This window comes from Pseudorhodoferax sp. Leaf267, assembly GCF_001422405.1.
In the GTDB taxonomy this organism is placed as follows: domain Bacteria; phylum Pseudomonadota; class Gammaproteobacteria; order Burkholderiales; family Burkholderiaceae_C; genus Pseudorhodoferax.
Map to the genome: position 1 here is coordinate 32202 of NZ_LMMV01000005.1, position 18972 is coordinate 51173.

General features: G+C 68.0%; 22 protein-coding genes and 1 pseudogene. 7 read left to right on the forward strand and 16 right to left on the reverse strand.

Annotated elements, in window-relative coordinates:
• Positions 1 to 5 precede the first annotated feature (5 nt).
• Both ASF43_RS09965 and ASF43_RS09970 read left to right on the forward strand, forming a co-directional pair.
• A complete protein-coding gene (locus ASF43_RS09965) occupies positions 6 to 995 on the forward strand; it encodes a tripartite tricarboxylate transporter substrate binding protein (protein ID WP_056179827.1) in 990 nt (329 codons plus the stop codon).
• 43 nt (positions 996 to 1038) lie between these two features.
• Positions 1039 to 2538, forward strand: a complete 1500-nt coding sequence (locus ASF43_RS09970; RefSeq protein WP_056179830.1) for a hypothetical protein — start codon at positions 1039 to 1041, stop codon at positions 2536 to 2538.
• Between the two features lie 10 nt (positions 2539 to 2548).
• On the opposite strand, the gene ASF43_RS09975 is transcribed toward ASF43_RS09970, so the two are convergent.
• From ASF43_RS09975 to ASF43_RS09995, 5 genes are all read right to left on the reverse strand, one after another.
• Positions 2549 to 3139 (reverse strand): SCO family protein, encoded by a 591-nt coding sequence (locus ASF43_RS09975; RefSeq protein ID WP_156373257.1) that lies wholly within the window; start codon positions 3137 to 3139, stop codon positions 2549 to 2551.
• Positions 3140 to 3142: 3 nt separating this feature from the next.
• The gene (gene cyoE / locus ASF43_RS09980) at positions 3143 to 4051 is read right to left on the reverse strand and encodes a heme o synthase (RefSeq protein ID WP_056179833.1); all 909 of its coding nucleotides are present in this window, start codon (positions 4049 to 4051) and stop codon (positions 3143 to 3145) included.
• Positions 4048 to 5208: a heme A synthase gene (locus tag ASF43_RS09985; protein WP_056179835.1), complete on the reverse strand. Its 1161-nt coding sequence runs from the start codon at positions 5206 to 5208 to the stop codon at positions 4048 to 4050. The genes cyoE and ASF43_RS09985 overlap by 4 nt, the downstream gene beginning before the upstream one ends.
• A gap of 86 nt (positions 5209 to 5294) precedes the next feature.
• Positions 5295 to 6023: a hypothetical protein gene (locus ASF43_RS09990; RefSeq protein WP_082497761.1), complete on the reverse strand. Its 729-nt coding sequence runs from the start codon at positions 6021 to 6023 to the stop codon at positions 5295 to 5297.
• Positions 5962 to 6684: an SURF1 family protein gene (locus ASF43_RS09995; RefSeq protein ID WP_082497762.1), complete on the reverse strand. Its 723-nt coding sequence runs from the start codon at positions 6682 to 6684 to the stop codon at positions 5962 to 5964. Before ASF43_RS09995 ends, ASF43_RS09990 begins: the two co-directional genes overlap by 62 nt.
• A 29-nt stretch (positions 6685 to 6713) precedes the next feature.
• Here ASF43_RS09995 and ASF43_RS10000 point away from each other — a divergent pair, with 29 nt between their 5' ends.
• Complete coding sequence (locus ASF43_RS10000) at positions 6714 to 6947, forward strand: twin transmembrane helix small protein (protein WP_056179844.1); 234 nt, start codon at positions 6714 to 6716, stop codon at positions 6945 to 6947.
• A 43-nt stretch (positions 6948 to 6990) separates the two neighbouring features.
• Here the strand turns inward: ASF43_RS10000 and ASF43_RS10005 are convergent, their stop codons facing one another.
• The 8 genes from ASF43_RS10005 to ASF43_RS10035 form a co-directional block, all read right to left on the reverse strand.
• Positions 6991 to 7872 carry a cytochrome c oxidase subunit 3 gene (locus ASF43_RS10005; protein ID WP_056179845.1) on the reverse strand — a complete coding sequence of 294 codons (882 nt, stop codon included), beginning with the start codon at positions 7870 to 7872 and terminating at the stop codon, positions 6991 to 6993.
• A 38-nt stretch (positions 7873 to 7910) separates the two neighbouring features.
• Positions 7911 to 8105: a DUF2970 domain-containing protein gene (locus ASF43_RS10010; protein WP_056179848.1), complete on the reverse strand. Its 195-nt coding sequence runs from the start codon at positions 8103 to 8105 to the stop codon at positions 7911 to 7913.
• A complete protein-coding gene (locus ASF43_RS10015; protein WP_056179851.1) occupies positions 8105 to 8707 on the reverse strand; it encodes a cytochrome c oxidase assembly protein in 603 nt (200 codons plus the stop codon). Before ASF43_RS10015 ends, ASF43_RS10010 begins: the two co-directional genes overlap by 1 nt.
• 13 nt (positions 8708 to 8720) lie before the next feature.
• The gene (locus ASF43_RS31665) at positions 8721 to 8840 is read right to left on the reverse strand and encodes a cytochrome oxidase small assembly protein (RefSeq protein ID WP_369803253.1); all 120 of its coding nucleotides are present in this window, start codon (positions 8838 to 8840) and stop codon (positions 8721 to 8723) included.
• Between the two features lie 5 nt (positions 8841 to 8845).
• Positions 8846 to 10471 (reverse strand): cytochrome c oxidase subunit I, encoded by a 1626-nt coding sequence (gene ctaD / locus ASF43_RS10020; protein ID WP_056179854.1) that lies wholly within the window; start codon positions 10469 to 10471, stop codon positions 8846 to 8848.
• A 33-nt stretch (positions 10472 to 10504) separates the two neighbouring features.
• A complete protein-coding gene (gene coxB / locus ASF43_RS10025) occupies positions 10505 to 11692 on the reverse strand; it encodes a cytochrome c oxidase subunit II (RefSeq protein WP_056179857.1) in 1188 nt (395 codons plus the stop codon).
• Positions 11693 to 11728: 36 nt separating this feature from the next.
• Complete coding sequence (locus tag ASF43_RS10030; RefSeq protein ID WP_056180159.1) at positions 11729 to 12205, reverse strand: DUF2244 domain-containing protein; 477 nt, start codon at positions 12203 to 12205, stop codon at positions 11729 to 11731.
• A 166-nt stretch (positions 12206 to 12371) separates the two neighbouring features.
• On the reverse strand, positions 12372 to 13277 hold the full coding sequence (locus tag ASF43_RS10035) for a trans-aconitate 2-methyltransferase (protein ID WP_056179859.1): 906 nt from the start codon (positions 13275 to 13277) through the stop codon (positions 12372 to 12374).
• A gap of 26 nt (positions 13278 to 13303) precedes the next feature.
• Here ASF43_RS10035 and ASF43_RS10040 point away from each other — a divergent pair, with 26 nt between their 5' ends.
• Positions 13304 to 13993, forward strand: coding sequence for a ComF family protein (locus ASF43_RS10040; RefSeq protein ID WP_056179862.1), 690 nt, complete (start codon positions 13304 to 13306; stop codon positions 13991 to 13993).
• Between the two features lie 15 nt (positions 13994 to 14008).
• Entirely contained in the window at positions 14009 to 14479 is a 471-nt protein-coding gene (locus ASF43_RS10045; RefSeq protein WP_056179864.1) for a tRNA (cytidine(34)-2'-O)-methyltransferase, read from the forward strand.
• Here ASF43_RS10045 and ASF43_RS10050 read toward each other — a convergent pair.
• On the reverse strand, positions 14476 to 14928 hold the full coding sequence (locus ASF43_RS10050; RefSeq protein WP_056179866.1) for a MaoC family dehydratase: 453 nt from the start codon (positions 14926 to 14928) through the stop codon (positions 14476 to 14478). The genes ASF43_RS10045 and ASF43_RS10050 overlap by 4 nt on opposite strands.
• A gap of 23 nt (positions 14929 to 14951) precedes the next feature.
• Positions 14952 to 15572, reverse strand: coding sequence for a ParA family protein (locus ASF43_RS10055; RefSeq protein ID WP_056179869.1), 621 nt, complete (start codon positions 15570 to 15572; stop codon positions 14952 to 14954).
• Positions 15573 to 15619: 47 nt separating this feature from the next.
• On the opposite strand from ASF43_RS10055, the gene ASF43_RS10060 reads away from it, so the two are divergent.
• Positions 15620 to 16243, forward strand: a complete 624-nt coding sequence (locus ASF43_RS10060; protein WP_082497773.1) for an NAD(P)H-dependent oxidoreductase — start codon at positions 15620 to 15622, stop codon at positions 16241 to 16243.
• A gap of 3 nt (positions 16244 to 16246) precedes the next feature.
• Positions 16247 to 18061 (forward strand): glutathione-regulated potassium-efflux system protein KefC, encoded by a 1815-nt coding sequence (kefC, locus tag ASF43_RS10065; RefSeq protein ID WP_056179875.1) that lies wholly within the window; start codon positions 16247 to 16249, stop codon positions 18059 to 18061.
• Positions 18062 to 18064: 3 nt separating this feature from the next.
• On the opposite strand, the pseudogene ASF43_RS10070 reads toward kefC, so the two are convergent.
• Positions 18065 to 18820: pseudogene (locus tag ASF43_RS10070) on the reverse strand (sulfite exporter TauE/SafE family protein).
• Between the last annotated feature and the right edge of the window lie 152 nt (positions 18821 to 18972).

An 18972-nucleotide genomic window follows, 5' to 3' on the forward strand; every position in this document is an offset into this window, starting at 1 on the left:
ACCCCATGCCCCAGTTCCTGCCGCGCCGCGTCTGCCTGGCGGCCACCTTGGCCACCGCCGCACTGCTGTCCCTGCCCGCGGCCCTGGCCCAGGCGCCCAGCTGGCCCACCAGGCCCGTCAGGATCCTCGTTGGCTTCCCGGGCGGCTCCTCACCCGACCTGGTGGCCAGGGCCCTGGCCGAGCCGCTGTCCCAGGCGCTCGGCCAGCCCGTGGTCGTGGAGACCAAGCTCGGCGCGGGCGGCAACATCGCCGCCGACCAGGTGGCCAAGAGCACGGACGGACACACCCTCGGCGTGATGATCAACGGCAACCTGACCATTGCCAAGCTGCTCAACCCCAAGACGCCTTACGACCCGGCCCGCGACCTCGTGCCGGTGAGCCTGGTCGGCACGGCGCCGCTGGTGCTGGCCGCGCGTGCGGACCTGCCGGGCAATTCCATCGCCGAATTCTTCGCGGCGGCGCGCGCAGGCGGCGACCAGTGGAACTACGGCACGCCGGGCGTCGGCACGGTGGGCCACATCGGCATGGAGCTGCTCAAGGCCCGCAGCGGCATTGCGCCCGTGCATGTGCCGTACCCGGGCAACCCGCAGGTGATCACGGCGATGGTGGGCGGCCAGCTGAACCTGTCGCTGCTGCCACCCGCGCTGGCCATGGCCCAGGTGCGTGCCGGAAAGCTCAAGGCCATCGGCGTGACCTCGGCCGGACGCAGCCCGCTGGTGCCTGAGCTGCCCAGCCTGGCCGAGGGCGGCATTCCAGGTTTCCAGCTGGAGATCTGGACCGCGGTCGCGGCGCCGGCATCCATGCCTGCGGCCACCGTGGCGCGTCTGTCGGCACTGGTCAGCGAGATCGTGCGCACGCCAGACATGCGCGCGCGCCTGTTCCAGCAAGGCTGGCAGGTGGCCGGCACCTCGTCGGAAGGCCTGGCCAACCGCATGAAGTCCGATACTGCGTTGCTCGGCGGCGTGATCCTGATGCAGGGCATCAAGGCCGACTGAACAACCGGCCCGCTCGGCCGAGCCCCCAGCAACAGGAGCACCGATGCCGCGTACCAAGCGCCCTGCCAAGAGCACCCGCCACAAGCTGCTGAAGGCTGCGGCCTGGGGCCTGCCCATCCTGGCGCTGGCCGGCATGGGCGCCGCCTGGCTGGCCTACCGCAGCCTGGACCGCATGCCGGGCGAATTGCTGCGCCATGCGGAGCAGCGCCTGTATGGCCACACCAAGCTCGAGACCGTGGGCCTGCCGCTGATCGCGATGCTGCGCGCGCGGGTCGAGCGCGAGGTACCGCCGGGCCTGCCGGCGCTGGGCAAGGGCGTGCAGGTGCGCCCGCTGCCGCCCGTGCGTTACAAGGACGGCAACCCGCTGGAAAGCGAGCTGCTGGACGTGCCCTCGGTGGCCCCGACCGTGCAGGTGTCCACGTTCGAGGAACTGCAAAAGGCCATGCAGGCGGCGCGCCCTGGCGATGTCGTCGAGCTGCAGCCCGGCCGCTACGCGATGCGCGGCCGGCTGTCCACCGCCAACGCGGGCCGCGCCGACAACCCGATCACCGTGCGCGCCGCAATGCCGGGCACGGCCGAGATCCTGTCCACGACGGTGGAGGGCTTCTTCGTCAACCAGCCGTACTGGATCTTCGAGAACCTGACGATCCGCGGCGTGTGCGACAACGACGGCAATTGCGAGCACGCCTTCCACGTGGTCGGCGCGGCCAAGGGCACCGTCATCCGCAACAACCGCATCAGCGACTTCAATGCGCACCTGAAGGTCAACGGCGACGGCGGCCGCTTCCCGGACGACGGCCTGCTGCAGTTCAACACGCTGGACAACAGCCGCCCGCGCCGCACGGGCCAGCCCGTGACCCCGTTCGACCTGGTGGCCGCGTCGCGCTGGGTGGTTGCCGACAATCTGGTCGCCAACTTCGTCAAGGCCGGCAGCAACGGCATCTCGTACGGTGTCTTCATGAAAGGCGGTGGCAGCCAGGGCCGCATCGAGCGCAACCTGGTGATCTGCAGCCTGACCGATATCTCCGCGCGGGGCGACCGCCCGGGCACGGGCGCGCGCGTCGGCATCTCGCTGGGCGGCGGCACGACCGGCGGGCCCTACTGCCGCACGCCGCAGTGCATGACCGAGCACTACCAGGGCATCGTCGCCAACAACGTGGTGGCCCACTGCAACGACGCGGGCATCGACGTGAACCGCTCCGAGCAGAGCGTGGTGGCGCACAACACGCTGATCAACACGGGCTGGATCGACGTGCGCAACAGCCCGGCCTCGGCCGTCGTCTACGGCAACTGGCTCGAGGGCCGCGTGCGCACGCGCGGCGGCGGCTGGGTCGAGGACGCCGGCAATGAGACGCGCGCCCTGGCCGGCTTCACGGCGGCGCCCGATGCGCTGGCGCTGGGCTGGACGAGCCAGCCACCCACCATCGCGCCAGCGCGTGCGGTGACCAGGGATTTCTGCGGGCGCCCGCGCGGTGCCGCATCGCCGCCTGGCGCCATCGGCACCGAAGGCGTGCCCTGCGCGCAGGGCGCGCGCGCACGCTGAACGCGCGGCCTCAGCCGGCCTGCTTGAGCAGCTGGCGCACGTCCGCCGTCAGCGCCTCGGCACCGGAGCCGTAGCGCGCGTACAGCCGCAGCCGGCCCTGCGTGTCGTAGACGTAGCTACCGGCCGAATGGTCCATGGTGTAGCTGGTCGGGGTCTTGCCTTCGACCTTCTTGTAGTAGACCTTGAAGTCCTTGGCCAGCGCGGCCAGGCCCTCGGGCGAGGTGCGCAGCGCCAGGAAGCTGGGGTCGAAATTGGCCATGTAGGCCTTGAGCACCTCGGGCGTATCGCGCTCCGGGTCGACCGTGACGAACAGGCCCTGCAGCTTGTCGCCGTCCGCGCCCAGCGCTTCCTTGACCTGGGCCAGCTCGGCCATCGAGGTCGGGCAGACGTCCGGGCATTGCGCAAAGCCGAAGAAGACGACGACCACTTTGCCCTTGAAGTCCTTCAGACTGCGCGCCTGGCCGTTGTGGTCGGTCAGCTGGAAGTCCTTGGCGTAGTCGGCCCCGGTGATGTCGACGGCGGCGAAGCTGGGCTTGGTGTCGGTACAGGCCGCCAGCCAGGCGCCAGCGCCCAGGAGCAGCAGGGTGCGTCGTTGCAGCATGGTCTAGAAGAGGTAGTGGTCCACGAGCAGCGCGGCGAACAGCGCGCTCAGGTGGACCAGGGAGAACCGGAAGGTCTTGCGCGCCAGCGCGTCGGAGTACGACCGCCACAGCGCGAAGGCGTAGCCGCAAAAGCCCAGGCTCAGCACCATGGCCGCAACCAGGTAGAGCCATGAGCTCATGCCGTAGACGAAGGGCAGCAAGCAGGCCGCGAACAGGATCAGCGTGTAGAGCAACACCTGCAGCCGCGTGAATTCGTTGCCATGGGTGACGGGCAGCATCGGCAGGCCGGACTTGCGGTAGTCCTCCACGCGGTACAGCGCCAGCGCCCAGAAATGCGGCGGCGTCCACAGGAAGATGATCAGGAACAGAATCAACGCCTCGGGCCCGACGTCGCCCGTCATGGCCGCCCAGCCCAGCACCGGTGGCATGGCACCGGAGGCACCGCCGATCACGATGTTCTGCGGCGTCAGCGGCTTGAGGATCACGGTGTAGACCACGGCATAGCCGACAAAGGTGGCGAAAGTCAGCCACATCGTCAGCGTGTTGACCGTGAAGTACAGCAGCGCGGAGCCGACGGCACACAGCACCACGGAGAACAGCAGTGTCTGGCCGTCGCCGAGTTCGTTCTTGGCCGTGGGGCGCCAGGCCGTGCGCTTCATGCGCGCGTCGATGCCCTTCTCGACCAGGCAATTGAACGCAGCGGCGGCCCCGGCCACGAGCCAGATGCCCAGGCTGGCCAGCGCCATGCGTTGCAGCTCGGCCCCGTTGGGCAGGCCCGGCACCGCCAGCACCATGCCGATCACCGCACAGAACACGATGAGCTGCACGACCCGCGGCTTGGTCAACGAATAGAACTGGCGCAGTTTCGACATCGAGGGCGATGCAAGGGGGGTGGAATCGACGGCGCTCATCGGAAAGCCCTGGCCGCTGGCAAGGCGCGCGGCGCAGCCTGCGAGGTGGAAGCGCGCGTGGCGCAGAGCAGCCAGGTCAGCACCACGACCAGGCCCGCTGCGCCACCGGTGTGGGACACGGCGGCGGCCAGCGGCCAGTCGAGCACGACGTTGGACAGGCCGGTGCCGAACTGCCAGGCTGCCAACGCCGCGAGCCAGCGCGCGGGCCGGTGCAGGCCGGGCACGCGCCACAGCCGCCAAGCCAGCAGCGCCAGCGCGGCCAGCACCGCGTAGGCCGCGAGGCGGTGGGTGTAATGGATGGCGGTCAGGGCGGAGAACTGGATGTGGCTGCCGTCGGACAGGCGGCCCAGCGGGCGCCAGATCTGGAACGCCTGCGAGAAGTCCATGTCCGGCCACCAGCTGCGCTGGCACATCGGGAAATCGGTGCAGGCCAGCACGGCGTAATTGGTGCTGACCCAGCCGCCCAGTGCGATCTGCAGCAGCGTGAGCGCAGCCGTCGCCGCCATCAGGTTGCGCACGCCGGACGGCAGCTCGGTGACGATCAGCGTGCCCCCCGCCCGGCCGTCGCGCACGACCTGGGCACACAGCAGAGCGAGCAGCCCCAGGCCACCGAGCAGGTGCAGCACGACGATCACAGGGAAGAGCTTCAGGGTCACGGTCCAGGCGCCGAAGGCACCTTGCAGGCAGACCCAGGCCAATGTCAGCGTCGGCCACCACGGGTTGTTGGCCGCGTCCCGCGGGCCGCGCCGCCGCGCCGCCCAGGCGACGGCGGTCATGGTCAGGATCAGCACGCCGACGGCGGTGGCCAGGTAGCGGTGGACCATCTCGATCCAGGCCTTGGTGTGGGTCACGGGGCCGGTCGGCATCGCGGTCTGGGCCGCAGAGATTTCGGCGCGCGCGCCGATCGGGCTCGCATTGCCGTAGCAGCCCGGCCAGTCAGGGCAGCCCAGGCCGGAATCGGTCAGGCGCGTGAAGGCGCCGAACAGCACGAGATCGAAGGTCAGGAACAGCGTCAGCGCGGTCAAGGCCTGGCGGCGGCGCTGCGGCGAGGCCTGGCGATTGCGCAGCCAGACCCAGGCCAGCGGGCCGAGCGCGATCACCACACCCAGCAGCATCATGCGGGCGATGGGCGTCCAGTCGTAGGAGGCGATGTCCATGTCAGTGCGGCCCGGCCACCCGAAGGCATTGGCGCGCCCCCTCGGGGCGCAGCGATACGCGAAGCGATGAGCGTGAGGGCTTCATGTCAACGCCCTGCGTTGTCCCACGAGGCCGAAGCGCGCAGCAGGCGGTCGATGTCGCGCTTGGCCTTGGCCGCACCGGCAGCATCCAGGTGCGCAGGCAGACGCATCATCCAGTTGCCCATGGGATCGACGACATACAAATGGTCGGGCAACGCCTGACCTGCTGCCGGGGCCAGCCACTGCGCCAGTTGCGCCTCGTCCACGCGCAGCACGGTCGCATCCTTGAGGGCCGGGCGCAATGCCGCGGCCACCGGTGCCTGGCCGGTGACCAGCCAGACCCAGTCCACGCGGTCCTTCTCCTTGCCCAGGGTCTCGCGCAGCTGGCGCTGCAGGTACAGGTTGCGCTCGCATGCAGCGTTGCACGTGGCGTCGCCCACGCTGACCAGCAGCCACTGGCCCTTGAGCGTGCGCAAGTTGGCCGGCTTGCCCTGCAGGTCGACGGCGGCCAGGTCCGGCAAGGGCCGTTGCGGCTGGACCAGCTCGCCAAACACGCGGCGCCCCTCGGGCCGGACCACGTAGTAGGTGAAGTAGGACGCCACCACCGGCGCGGCGCAGACCAGCACCACGAGCAGCATCTTGAAGCGGCCGGAGCGGGTGCGGCGCGTGGACGCGTCCACGGCCTCGGCCGGGGTGGGCAGCGAGTGCACGGTCAGGCCCAGCGGCTGGTCGCTACTGGCCACGGAGGGCGCGCCGCGCAGCGGATGGGCGTCGGACAAATTGGAACCAGACATAAAGACCCGTGAGCAGGGCAGCGAGCCCGAACCACTGAAACGCATAGCCGTAGTGCTTGTCGACCCCGGTGTTCGGGGCCGGCCAGTCGCGCAGCAGGCCGGCGGCATCGTCGCCCGTCTGCTGGACCGACAGCGGCTGCAGCGGCAGGCCCGTCTCGTCGGCAAATGCGCGGAGTTCCAGATTTTGCCGGATCAGGCCCTTGTCCTCGCCTGCGAACTCGTAAAGCCTTGAAGGCGGTGGGACGACCCGGCCCTCGATCTCGACGATGCCCGGCGGCGTGGCCACGGGCTGCAGTGCATTGCGTTCGACGAAGTTGCGCTGGATCCAGCCGCGCTGCACGAGCACGACCGCGGCGCTGTGTTCCAGCGCCAGCGGCGTCACGACGAAAAAGCCGGGCTGGCCTCGCATCTGACGGTTGTCCAGGTACACCGTACGTTCGTTGATCCACAGGCCGCGCAGGCGCACGGTGCGGTGCAGCAGCGCCGCAGTGTCCGTGGCCGTGAGCAGGTCGCGCGCACCCAGCGCGGGCAGCCGGCCCTGCGCATCGATGGCCGCCTGCAGGGCTTCCTTTTCCGCCGCGCGCGACAGCTGCCAGCGGCCCAGCGACACCGTCAGTGCAATGCCCAGCAGGGCGGCCACGGTCACCAGCCAGAAGCGCACGCCGAAGGTGCGCGCAGGATAATTCGACGATGAACTACTTCGCACCGCTCGCCTTCGTGGCCATCATCGGCAGCCTGGGCGCTGCCCTGTATTTCATGTTGCGCGGCGGCAGCACGACCGACGCGGACGGCAAGCCCAGGCCCAACCACATGGTGCGCGCGCTGGCGCTGCGCGTCGCGCTGTCCATCCTGCTGTTCGTGTGCATCCTGATCGGCTGGAAGCTGGGATACCTGCACCCCACCGGCATTCCGGCCGGAAAGTAAAAAGGCCGCTGCGCGGCCTTTGTGGAGCGGGAGCGCGGGAGACTCAAAGCCAGTACACCAGCACGTAAAGGCCCAGCCAGACCACGTCCACGAAGTGCCAGTACCAGGCCGCGCCCTCGAAGCCGAAGTGGCGCTCCTTCGTGAAGTGGCCCTTCATGAGCCGCAGCGTGATGAACAGCAGCATCAGCATGCCGACGAACACGTGGAAGCCGTGGAAGCCGGTCAGCATGAAGAAGGTGGAGCCGTAGGGGCCCGAGCTCATCTTCAGGTTCAGGTCGCGGTAGGCATGCACGTATTCATAGCCCTGCACGAACAGGAAGACGATGCCCAGGACCACGGTGGCCCACATCCAGGTGATGGTCTTGGCACGGTTGCCATGCTGCAGCGCGTGGTGGGCGATCGTGAGCGTAACGCCGGAGGTCAGCAGCAGCGCGGTGTTGATGGTCGGCAGCCAGAACGGCGTCATGGCCTGGAAGGGCTCGACGATGTTGGCCGGCGAGCCCGTCACGCCCGCAGCCATGCTCGGCCAGACCGCCTTGAAATCAGGCCACAGCAGTGCGTTGTCCAGGCTGCCCAGCGTGGGCACCGAATGCGCGCGCATCCACCACAGGGCCGTGAAGAACGCGCCGAAGAACATCACCTCCGAGAAGATGAACCAGCTCATGCTCCAGCGGTAGGACAGGTCGATCTTGCGGCTGTACATGCCGCCCTCGCTTTCGGCCACGGCGTCGCGGAACCACTGGTACAGCACGACCCACCAGAACAGCATGCCGAAGGCCAGCGACCATTTGCCCCAGTCGTGGCCGTTGATCCACTGGCCGGCGCCCAGGATCACGAAGAACAGGCCGATCGCAGCCATGACCGGATGGCGCGAGGGCCCGGGGACGAAGTAGTACGGCGTGGTTCCGTGGGTCGTTGAACTCATTTCAGCTCCTGCTTTCTTTCACTCTTTTTGTCCGGGCGTTACGCCACCACCCAGTTGACCAATGCGATCAGCGCCAATACCAGCACCACAACGGCGAGCAGGCCCGCCACCACCAGGTGCATGGGCGTGATGCGTGCCATGTCCTCATCCCAGCCGCTGCGCTTGCGCACGCCGAAGAACGACCAGGCGACCGCCACCAGGGTGCGCCAGAACGAAGGCTGCGGCGCGGCCATCACGAGCGGTGCTCCTGCACGCTGGCACCGGCGCTCGGCGCCTGCGGCGCTGGCGGCGTTTTGCCGCCGACTTCGAAGAAGGTGTACGACAAGGTGATCGTCGTCACATCCTTGGACAGCTTGGGGTCGATGATGAAGGCCACCGGCCATTCCTTCTTCTCGCCCGCGTCCAGCGTGTACTGCGTGAAACAGAAGCATTCGAGCTTGTTGAAATGCGCGGCGGCCTGGCGCGGCGCATAGCTCGGGATGGCCTGTGCTGCCATGCGCCGGTTCTGCACGTTCTGGAACTCATACATGACCGTCGCCATCTCGCCAGGATGCACCTGCATCGATCGCATGGCCGGCTTGAACTCCCAGGGACCGCGCGAATTCGCGTCGAACTCGACCGTGATCGTGCGGCTTCGGTCCACCTGCGTGTTGGCGGGCGTCGCATTGGACGACAAGCCCGGCACCTGACGCTCGCTCAGCGACAGGATGTTGATGCCCGTCATCTCGCAGATGGCGTTGTAGATCGGCACCAGTGCGTAGCCGAACGCGAACATGCCGGCCGTCACCACGGCCAGCTTGCCCACCATCCGGATGTTCGCGCGCTGGATGCTCATGCAGTTGCCGGGCCTAGTGGCTGGCCAGCAGCGTCATCTTGACCATGAAGCCGACGAAAAAGGCCAGTGCCACCGACAGCAGGATCAGGCCCATGCGCAGGTTCTGCTTCTTCTTCTCGGGCGTCATGGCCATGTCGATCAGCCCACCACGCGCGTGGCGGTGGCGTCCAGCTTGGGCGGGTTCTCGAAGGTGTGGAAGGGCGCCGGCGACGGCACTTCCCATTCCAGGCCCTCGGCCGCTTCCCAGGGCTTTTGCGGCGCCTTCTCGCCCTTGCCCAGCATGCAGGGCAGCACGATGAACAGGAAGAAGTAGACCTGGGCGATGCCGAAGAAGAACGCGCCCACGGTGGCCACCGCGTTGAAGTCCGCGAACTGCATCGGGTAGTCGGCATAGCGGCGCGGCATGCCGGCCAGGCCCAGGAAGTGCATCGGGAAGAAGGTCACGTTGAACGCGATCAGCGACCACCAGAAGTGCACCTTGCCGCGCGTTTCGTTGTACATGACGCCCGTCCACTTGGGCAGCCAGTAGTAGACGCCGGCAAACATGGCGTACAGCGAGCCGGCCACCAGCACGTAGTGGAAGTGGGCCACCACGTAGTAGGTGTCCTGCAGCTGGATGTCGATCGGCGCCATGGCCAGGATCAGGCCGGTGAAGCCACCCATGGTGAACACGAAGATGAAGCCGACCGCGAACAGCATGGGCGTCTCGAAGGTCATCGAGCCCTGCCACATCGTTGCGATCCAGTTGAAGATCTTCACGGCCGTGGGCACGGCAATCAGCATGGTGGCGTACATGAAGAACAGCTGGCCGGTGACGGGCATGCCGGTCGTGAACATGTGGTGCGCCCAGACGATGAACGACAGGATCGCGATCGACGAGGTGGCATACACCATGGAGGCGTAGCCGAACAGCTTCTTGCGCGCGAAGGCCGGCACGATCTGGCTCACGATGCCGAAGGCCGGCAAGATCATGATGTAGACCTCGGGGTGTCCGAAGAACCAGAAGATGTGCTGGTACATCACCGGGTCGCCGCCGCCGGCGGGGTTGAAGAAGCTGGTGCCGAAGTGGCGATCCGTCAGCGTCATGGTGATGGCGCCGGCCAGCACGGGCATCACGGCGATCAGCAGGTAGGCCGTGATGAGCCAGGTCCAGCAGAACATCGGCATCTTCATCAGCGTCATGCCAGGCGCGCGCATGTTGAGGATGGTGACGATGATGTTGATCGAGCCCATGATGGACGAGGCGCCCAGGATGTGCATGGCGAAGATGCCGGCGTCCATCGAAGGGCCCATCTGCAGCGTGAGCGGGGCATAGAGCGTCCAACCGGCCGCCGGTGCGCCGCCAGGCATGAAGAACGAGCCGACCAGCATCAGCGCGGCCGGGATCATCAGCCAGAAGCTGAAGTTGTTCATGCGCGCGAACGCCATGTCGGAGGCGCCGATCTGCAGCGGGATCATCCAGTTCGCGAAGCCCACGAAGCCCGGCATGATGGCGCCGAACACCATGATCAGCCCGTGCATGGTGGTCAGCGAGTTGAACAGCTCGGGGTTGACCAGCTGCAGGCCGGGCTGGAACAGCTCGGCGCGGATCAACAGGGCCAGCACGCCGCCCACCATCAGCATGGTGAACGAGAACAGCAGGTACAGCGTGCCGATGTCCTTGTGGTTGGTGGCATACACCCACCGCCGCCAGCCCGTGGGGGCGTGGTGGTCATGGTGATCGTCGTGGGCGTGGTCGTCGTGGGGGTGGAGAACTGCACTCATCTTGCTTGCCTTGTGATGACGTTGGGCCGCCGCTTACTTGCCGCGCTGGGCCAGCACTTCGGCCGGTTGCACGAGTTGCCCGGTCTTGTTGGACCAGTTGTTCTTGGTATAGCTGGCGACCGCAGCCAGGTCGGTGTCACTGAGTTGCTTCCAGGACGGCATCGCGCCGTTGTTGGCACCATTCAACAGGATGGCGATCTGCTTGGTGTGGTCGGTGTCGAGCACGATGGCAGAGCCGTCCAGCGGCTTGATCGGGCCGGCACCCTTGCCGTTGGCCTGGTGGCAGGCGGCGCAGTTGGCGGCATAGACGCGCTCGCCGCGCTTGGTGATGTCCTCCAGCGTCCAGACCTTGGTCGGGTCGTCGAGCTTGGCGGCCATCTTCTTGCGCTCCGCATCGACCCAGGCCGTGTAGTCCTCGGCGGAAACGACCTTCACGTGGATGGGCATGTAGGCGTGTTCCTTGCCGCACAGCTCGGCGCACTGGCCGTAGTAGCTGCCGATCTTCTCGGCGCGGAACCAGGTGTCGCGCACGAAGCCGGGGATCGCGTCCTGCTTGATGCCGAACGCCGGCACCATGAAGGCATGAATCACGTCGTTGGCCGTCGTGATGATGCGGACCTTCTTGTTGACGGGCACGACCAGCGCATTGTCGACCTTGAGCAAGTAGTCATCGACGGCCTGGTCCTTGGCGGGGCCACCGGCGTTGGACATGGCGCGGTGCGAACTGTCCAGCGTGGACACGAAGCCGATGCCCTCGCCTTCGCCCTTGATGTAGTCGTAGCCCCACTTCCACTGCATGCCCGTGGCCTTGATGGTCAGGTCGGCGTTGCTGGTGTCCTTCATCGCGACGACCACCTTGGTGGCTGGCAGGGCCATCAGGATCACGATGACGAAGGGAACGATGGTCCAGATGATTTCCACCGTGACCGACTCATGGAAGTTCGCCGCCTTGTAGCCCTGCGACTTGCGGTGCTTCCAGATGGAATAGAACATCACGCCGAACACCGCCACGAAGATCACGGTGCAGACGATCAGCATAAACCAGTGCAGCCACTGCTGCTCTTCGGCGATCTTGGTGACAGCGGGGCCGAGGTTGAGCTGGCGCACGGCCGGGCCACCCGGCAGATCGTTGACCGCATGGGCGGCCGTGGCAGCCCACGCACCGGTTGCGACAACTGCGCGGGACAGCAGGGAAGTCAGCTTGTTCCAGATCATTTTCATCGTCTTTACTTCTTCAACCTCAATGAACCACCCTGCTCAGGCCCCACGCAGCGCCATCCTGATCTCGCGCGCCAGCGCCGGCCGCAGATCGGGCCGCACATAGCGGCCCACCTCGACGCTGCGGCCCTGGCCCGAAACCTCGATCAGCGAATGATCGCTGGTCTTGGGCTCGATGCGGACCCACTCCCTGCGGAACTCGGCCCGCTCCAGACGGCCCGCGTTCTCGAGCTCGACGACCAGACGACCGTCCTGCAACGAGATGCGCTCGCCATCGGTCGCGTGGCGGGAATACACCAGGAAGGCAATTCCGACGACCAGCACTTCCAACCACGCGAACGGCAGGATCAACTTGGCACCCTGCAACCAGAAAAACGTCCCGATGCCCAGAGACACCACGCAGATCGACGCGTACAACCAGCCCAGTTGGGCCGGCGTGACGGAACAGTTGCGCTTCAGGAACCAGTGGATGTTCTGGCCTGACACAGTGGCGAAGCGATAAACCAGATTCGTCACGGACAACGGCTCAAGAAAAGCGGCAAGCTTCGACGGGCCGAGGCCCGCGAAACCACCTGATCAATGCATGGGGGAAGACCCGGGTGTTTCAGAAACCCTTCATTGTAGCCCGGGATTCCGTGCGATTTGCCCAGCAAAGCCGGGGCGAAAAGGGCTGCGCGCGCCCTCATCCGCCGGGTGTCCCGCCCTGCTGCAGCATGCTGCGCATGTCCTGCAGCGAGACCGCGGATTCGGCCGCCATGCGCGGGCGCGGCGCGGGCTTGAAGGCATGTCCGTACACGATCTCGAAAGTCAGGGTGAGCCGCCCCTGCTCGTCCGCGTCGGCCAGTTCGCGCGCCAGCTCGGCTTCCAGCCGCTGGCGCCAGTGCCGGCCGCGCAATCCGGCGAAGCGCTGCGGATGCAGGTTGCGGCCCAGCTCGCGCAGGTCCTGCAGCAGCCGGTCGGGCGACGCATAGGTCAGGCGGATGCGCTCCATGTCCATGATGGGTTCGGCGAAGCCGGCGTGCACCAGCATGTCGCCCCAATCGTGCATGTCGGTGAAGGCGTGGCCCGGCGGTGGCCAGCCCATCGCGGCGTAGACACGGCGCAGCTCCTGCAGAGTGTCCGGCCCCAGGCACGAGAACATCAAAAAGCCGTCCACAGCGAGAGAACGGCTCCAGTCGCCGATCAGCGCCTGCGGGTCGGCCATCTGGTGCAGCAGCATGTTGGACCAGGCCATGTCGATGCCGCCGGCCGGCGGCGGGCCGGCATGCTGGAGCGCGGCACTCCAGCGCTTGGGGTTCCACCAGGCGTCGGTCTGCGCCGCGATGGCCTGTTCGGCCAGGGCTGGCGACGACTCGACGATGTAGCAGGCGGCCTGCGGGTAGCGCTTGCGCAGCGCGGCATGCGCCTGCATGCCACCACGCAGTGGCGACCAGTCGGCCCAGGACGTGGGCTGGCGCGTGATCCACTGCAGCCGCTCCATCATGCGGCGCGCCACCTCCTCGTGCAGCCAGGGCGCAGTCTGCGTGGCCTGCTGCGCCCAGCGGGCGGCGGCAACGGGGTCGATGGTGGGGGGGCGCTGGCTGCTCATGGGGCGCTGGCGAGTATATTGACCCGATGCTCGCGCGCCTGCTTGCAGCCCTGCCCAGCCAGTGCGCGGTCTGCCGCCGCTGGCAGGGCCAGCCGCTGTGCGAGGGCTGCGTCCAGCGCTTCGCGCAACCGGAACCACGCTGCAACACCTGCGCGCTACCCATCACGGGCGGCGCCGCGCAATGCGGCGAATGCCTGCGCCACCCGCCGCCCCTGGACGCCTGCATCTGCGCCGTGGCGTATGCCTACCCGTGGTCCGACTGCATCGCGCGCTACAAATTCCGGCAACAGCCGGGCTGGGCCGCGGCATTGGCCGAGCTGCTGCGCCACGCGCCCTGGGTCGAGCCCGCGCTGGAATGCGCCGATCTCGTGCTGCCGATGCCGCTGTCGCCGCAGCGCCTGCGTGAGCGCGGCTTCAACCAGGCCCTGGAGATCGCGCGCCGGCTCGCACCTGCAAAAACCGATGCGCGGCTGCTGCTGCGCATCCGCGACACAACACCGCAGCTGTCGCTCAGTGCCGCCGAACGGGCGCGCAACGTGCGAGGGGCGTTCGCACTCGAGCCGCTGCGGGCGCACCGGCTGCGCGGTCTCGATGTCGTGCTGGTCGACGACGTGATGACCAGCGGAGCCTCGTTGTTCGCGGCCGCGCGAACCCTGCGCGAGGGCGGGGCCGCACGCGTGACGGCGGTGGTGCTGGCCCGCACGGCCAAAACCTGAGCCGACAATCGCGCGATGTTCCACATCGTCCTCGTCGCGCCCGAAATCCCGCCCAACACGGGCAATGTCATCCGCCTGGCCGCCAACACCGGCTGCACGCTGCACCTGGTCGAGCCACTGGGTTTTTCGATGGACGACAAGCACATGCGCCGCGCCGGGCTGGACTACCACGAGTACGCCGAATTGCGCCGCCATGCCGATTGGGCCAGCCTCGTCGCCACCGAGCAGCCCAGCCCGCAGCGCATGTTCGCCATGACCACACGCGGCTCGCGCCCTGCGCATGAGGTGGCCTTTGCACCTGGCGACTGGCTGGTGTTCGGCTCGGAAACCAGCGGACTGCCGCCCGCATTGCGCGACGGCTTCCCGCTCGAGCAGCGCCTGCGGCTGCCCATGCGCGCCGGCCAGCGCAGCCTGAATCTGTCGAACGCCGTGGCCGTGACGGTCTTCGAAGCCTGGCGCCAGTGCGGCTTCGCCGGCGCCGGCTAAAAGCGCCGCACCAGCGACTCGGCTACGCAGGCCGGCTTGGCCTGGCCTTCGATCTCCACCGTCACTTCCCAGGTCTGCTGCACACCGTCGCCCGCCACGGGCTCGCTGGACAGCAGTTTCAAATGCCCGCGCAGCCGGCTGCCCACCGGCACCGGGTTGATGAAACGCACCTTGTTCAGCCCGTAGTTCACACCCATGCGCGTCTGCTCCACCTTCACCGCGCTGGCGAAGAACAGCGGGAGCAGCGACAGCGTGAGGTAGCCGTGCGCGATCGGCGCTCCGAAGGGCCCGGCCTTGGCGCGCTCTGGGTCGACATGGATCCACTGGTGGTCGCCCGTGGCCTCGGCGAACAGGTTCACCTGCTGCTGCGTGATGGTGGTCCACTCGCTGACCGCGATGTCCTGGCCCACCAGGGCCGTCAACTCGCCCAGGGTCTGGAAAGTCCTCATGTGTCTCGTCTCTTTCTTCGGTTTCAGGGGTTGTCCAGCCAATGGCACAGGGCGCGCCATTGCTCCAGATCTTTCTCGACGCGTGCAGGCGCCACGTCGAACAGCGTCAGCCCGCGTGCGGCCAGGTGCACGTAGTTCTGCGTGTTGCGCAGCTCGCCCAGCACCGGCAAGCTCAGGCTGGAGATGTAGTCGCGCAGCTTGTCGGCAGCCAGCGTGCGCGCATCCACGCGCATGCCGACCAGGCCGATGCGGAGCTTGTCGGCATGGCGGCGCTCGGCCAGCTTGTCCAGGAAATCGCGCGTGGCGAAGATGTCGAACACGCTGGGCTGCAGCGGCACGACCACCTGGTCGGCCAGCTTCATGAGCTCGTTGAACCGCTTGCCATGCAGGCCGCCCGGCGTGTCGATCACCACATGCGTCGTGCCCCTGGGCGGCCGTGCGATCTGGTCGGTGCCGATCTCCCAGGTGCGGATAGGCCGCGCCGCGGCGGGCCGCAGGCCCAGCCACAGCGCCGAGGACTGCTGGCGGTCTGCATCGCCCAGCATCACGGCATGGCCTTGCGATGCGAAGTAACCCGCGATGTTGGTGGCCAGCGTCGACTTTCCGACACCGCCCTTGGGATTGGCAACGACCACGACCGGCATGCATGCTCCTCTCGCCACTGGCGCTGGCTTTGCGCTATGTTAGCGAGATGCCCGCAGCTCAGAATTTCGACAACAGGCCCGGCATCTACCTGATCGCAGCCCACCCCGCATGGCGGCAGTCGCGTGTGAACCAGCGCCTGCTGGCCGGCGCGCGCGCCCTGGCGCGGCCGGGGCTGGACATCCAGGACCTGTACGCCAGCTATCCCGACTACAGCATCGACGTGCAGGCCGAGCAGGCCCGCGCCGAGGCGGCCCGCCTCATCGTGCTGATGCACCCGATCCAGTGGTATTCCATGCCCGCGCTGCAGAAGCTTTGGCTGGACGAGGTGCTGACCTACGGCTGGGCCTACGGCGCGGCATCGGCCGAAGCCGGCTCGCGCGAACAGGCGCCGGCCGGCACGCCAGGCACCGCGCTGCGCGGCAAGGCGCTGTGGCTGGTGGCCACCACGGGTGGGGCGGAAGACTCCTACAGCACCGGCAGCTACAACCGCCACCCCTTCGAAGCCTTCCTGCCGCCCTACCGGCAGACCGCCGCGCTGTGCGGCATGGACTTCTTGCCGCCGCTGGTGCTGCACGGCGCACACAGCGCCGGCGTGAAGGAGGTGGACGCCCATGTGCAGCGCTTCTGTGACCTGCTGCAGCGCTACCCCGAGTGGACCGGAGCGGCCTGACCCATGGACCACGCACCCACCTGGCTGGTCAACAGCTTCATCTATCTGTCGGCCGCCGTCGTCGTGGTGCCGCTGTCGCGCGCGCTCGGCCTGGGCGCCATCATCGGCTACCTGGTGGCCGGCATGGCCATCGGCCCCTGGGGTCTTGCCTTGGTGCCCAACGTGCAGGACGTGCTGCACTTTGCCGAATTCGGCGTGGTGCTGATGCTGTTCCTGGTCGGCCTGGAGCTGGAGCCCAAGCGGCTGTGGAGCCTGCGCCGGCCCATTTTCGGCGGCGGTTCGGCCCAGGTGCTGGCCTGCGCGCTGGCCATCTTCGGCGTGGCGCTGGCCTGCGGCGTGGGCTGGCGCATCGCGCTGGTGGCGGCGCTGGGCCTGTCGCTGTCGTCCACGGCGATCGCGCTGCAGGTGCTGGCCGAGCGCAACCTCATGGGCACACGCAGCGGCCAGGCCGGCTTTTCCATCCTGCTGTTCCAGGACGTGGCCGCCATCCCCATCCTGGCGCTGCTGCCCGTGTTGGGCGTGGCCACGGCCGATGTCGACAGCACCCACCCGGCGCTGGAGGCGGCCAAGACCGTGGCCGTGATCGCCGGCATCGTGCTGGGCGGCCGGCTGCTGGTGCGCCCGCTGCTGCGCTGGATCGCGCGCAGCCGCACGCCCGAGATCTTCACCGCCACCGCCCTGCTGCTGGTGGTGGGCATCGCGTTCCTCATGCACCAGGTCGGCCTGTCGATGGCGCTGGGCGCCTTCCTGGCCGGCGTGCTGCTGGCCGAGAGCGAATACCGCCGCGAGCTGGAGACCGACATCGAGCCCTTCAAGGGCCTGCTGCTGGGCCTGTTCTTCATCGCGGTCGGCATGAGCATCGACTTCGGCGTGCTGATCAAGTCCCCCGGCACCATGGCGCTGATCGTCCTGGGCTTCCTCACGCTCAAGCTGGTCGTGATCTACGCGCTGGCGACCGCCATGCGCATGCCGATCCAGGAGCGGCCGGTGTTCACGCTGCTGCTGGCGCAGGGCGGCGAGTTCGCATTCGTGGTGTTCCAGGCTGGCACCAGCGCGCGCGTGCTGCCGGCCGACATGGCCTCGCTGCTGACGGGCGCCGTGGCCTTGTCGATGCTGCTGAGCCCGCTGCTGCTGGTGTTGGTGGACCGCTACCTGCTGCCGCGCTTCAACCGCGGCACGGCCGCCCAACCGGCCACCATCTCCGAGCCGCAGGAGGCGCCGGTCATCATCGCGGGCTTTGGCCGCTACGGGCAGATCGTGGGCCGCGCGCTGTTCGCCCAGGGCCTGCAGTGCACGGTGCTGGAGCATGACGCCGACCTGATCGAGGCCATCCGCCCGCTGGGCTTTCGCGTGTTCTACGGCGACGCCACGCGGCTGGATGTGCTGCGCGTGGCCGGCGCCGCGCACGCGCGCGTGCTGGTGGTGGCGGTGGACGACAAGGAGCAGAACCTGCGGGTGGTCGACCTGGCGCGCGAGCATTTCCCGCACCTGCAGATCGTGGCCCGCGCGCGCGACGTGCCGCACTGGAACGCCCTGCGCGAACGCGGCGTGCATCGCGTGGAGCGCGAGCTGTTCGAGTCCAGCCTGCGCAGTGCGCGCAGCGTGCTGGAGGTGCTGGGCCTGCCGCCGCACGAGGCGCGTCATGAGCTCATGCGCTTTCGGCGCCACAACCTCGCGCTGTTCGAGCGCATGCACCCGCACTTCAAGGACCGGGCGACCGCCCTGGCGCTGGCGCGCCAGGGCCGGCAAGAGCTGGAGCAACAACTGGCACGCGAGCGCGAGGAACGCAACGATCAACGCTCGCGCTGGGGCGATTGAGCCTCAGCGCAGCCCGTCCCACAGCAGCTTGCAGCCTGTCAGCAGCATGCCGATGTTGATGAGGCGGTAGAACAGCACCGGCGAGATGCGCCGTGCAATCCGCACGCCGGCCCACACGCCCAGCGGCGCGAACGGCAGCAGCAGCATCGAGGTGGCCAGGTTGCGCGCATCGAACAGCCCCAGCCAGGCCTAAGGCACCCACTTGGCCAGGTTGATGCAGAAGAAGAACACCGCCAGCGTGGCAGCGAACTGTATCGGTGGCAGCTTGAGCGGAATCACATAGGCATTGAGCGGCGGCCCGCCCGTGTGCGAGACGAAGCTCGTGAAGCCCGACAGCGTGGCCAGCACGCCGCCGGCCCAGCGCGGTGGCGGCGGGCTGTCGGCACGCGGCGCAAGCAACCAGCGCTGCGCGAGAAAAGCCAGTGTGAACACGCCCACCAGCGTGGCCACCGTGCGGGTGTCCAGCACGCGGAACAGCAGCGTGCCGACCAGCGTGCCCAGCAGGCCGAACGGGATCAGCAGCTTGAGCAGCGGCTTGTCCACCTCGCGCCGGTAGGCTGCCACGCTCACGATGTCGATCAGCAGCATGGCCGGCATCAGCAGCGCGGCGGACTGCGGCACCGGCGTGACCAGCGCCATGAGCGGCACGGCCAGCGCGCCCAGGCCGGCGCCGAAGCCGCTCTTGGACAGACCCATCAGCAGCACGGCGGGAATGGCCGTGGCGTAGAAGGGCCAGCCGGTGATGAGGTTCCAGTCCATGGGCAAGTTCTGGCGGATAGCTGCGTGGAGAGGTTGCAGGCAGGCGCTCAGGACGTCGCATCGCGCAGGCCTGCTGTCGAAGGCGCGGCAGTGTAGGCCACGGCCCGTCGCACCTTGGCGCGACTGTGGCGATGGCAGCGCGCTCAAGCTGG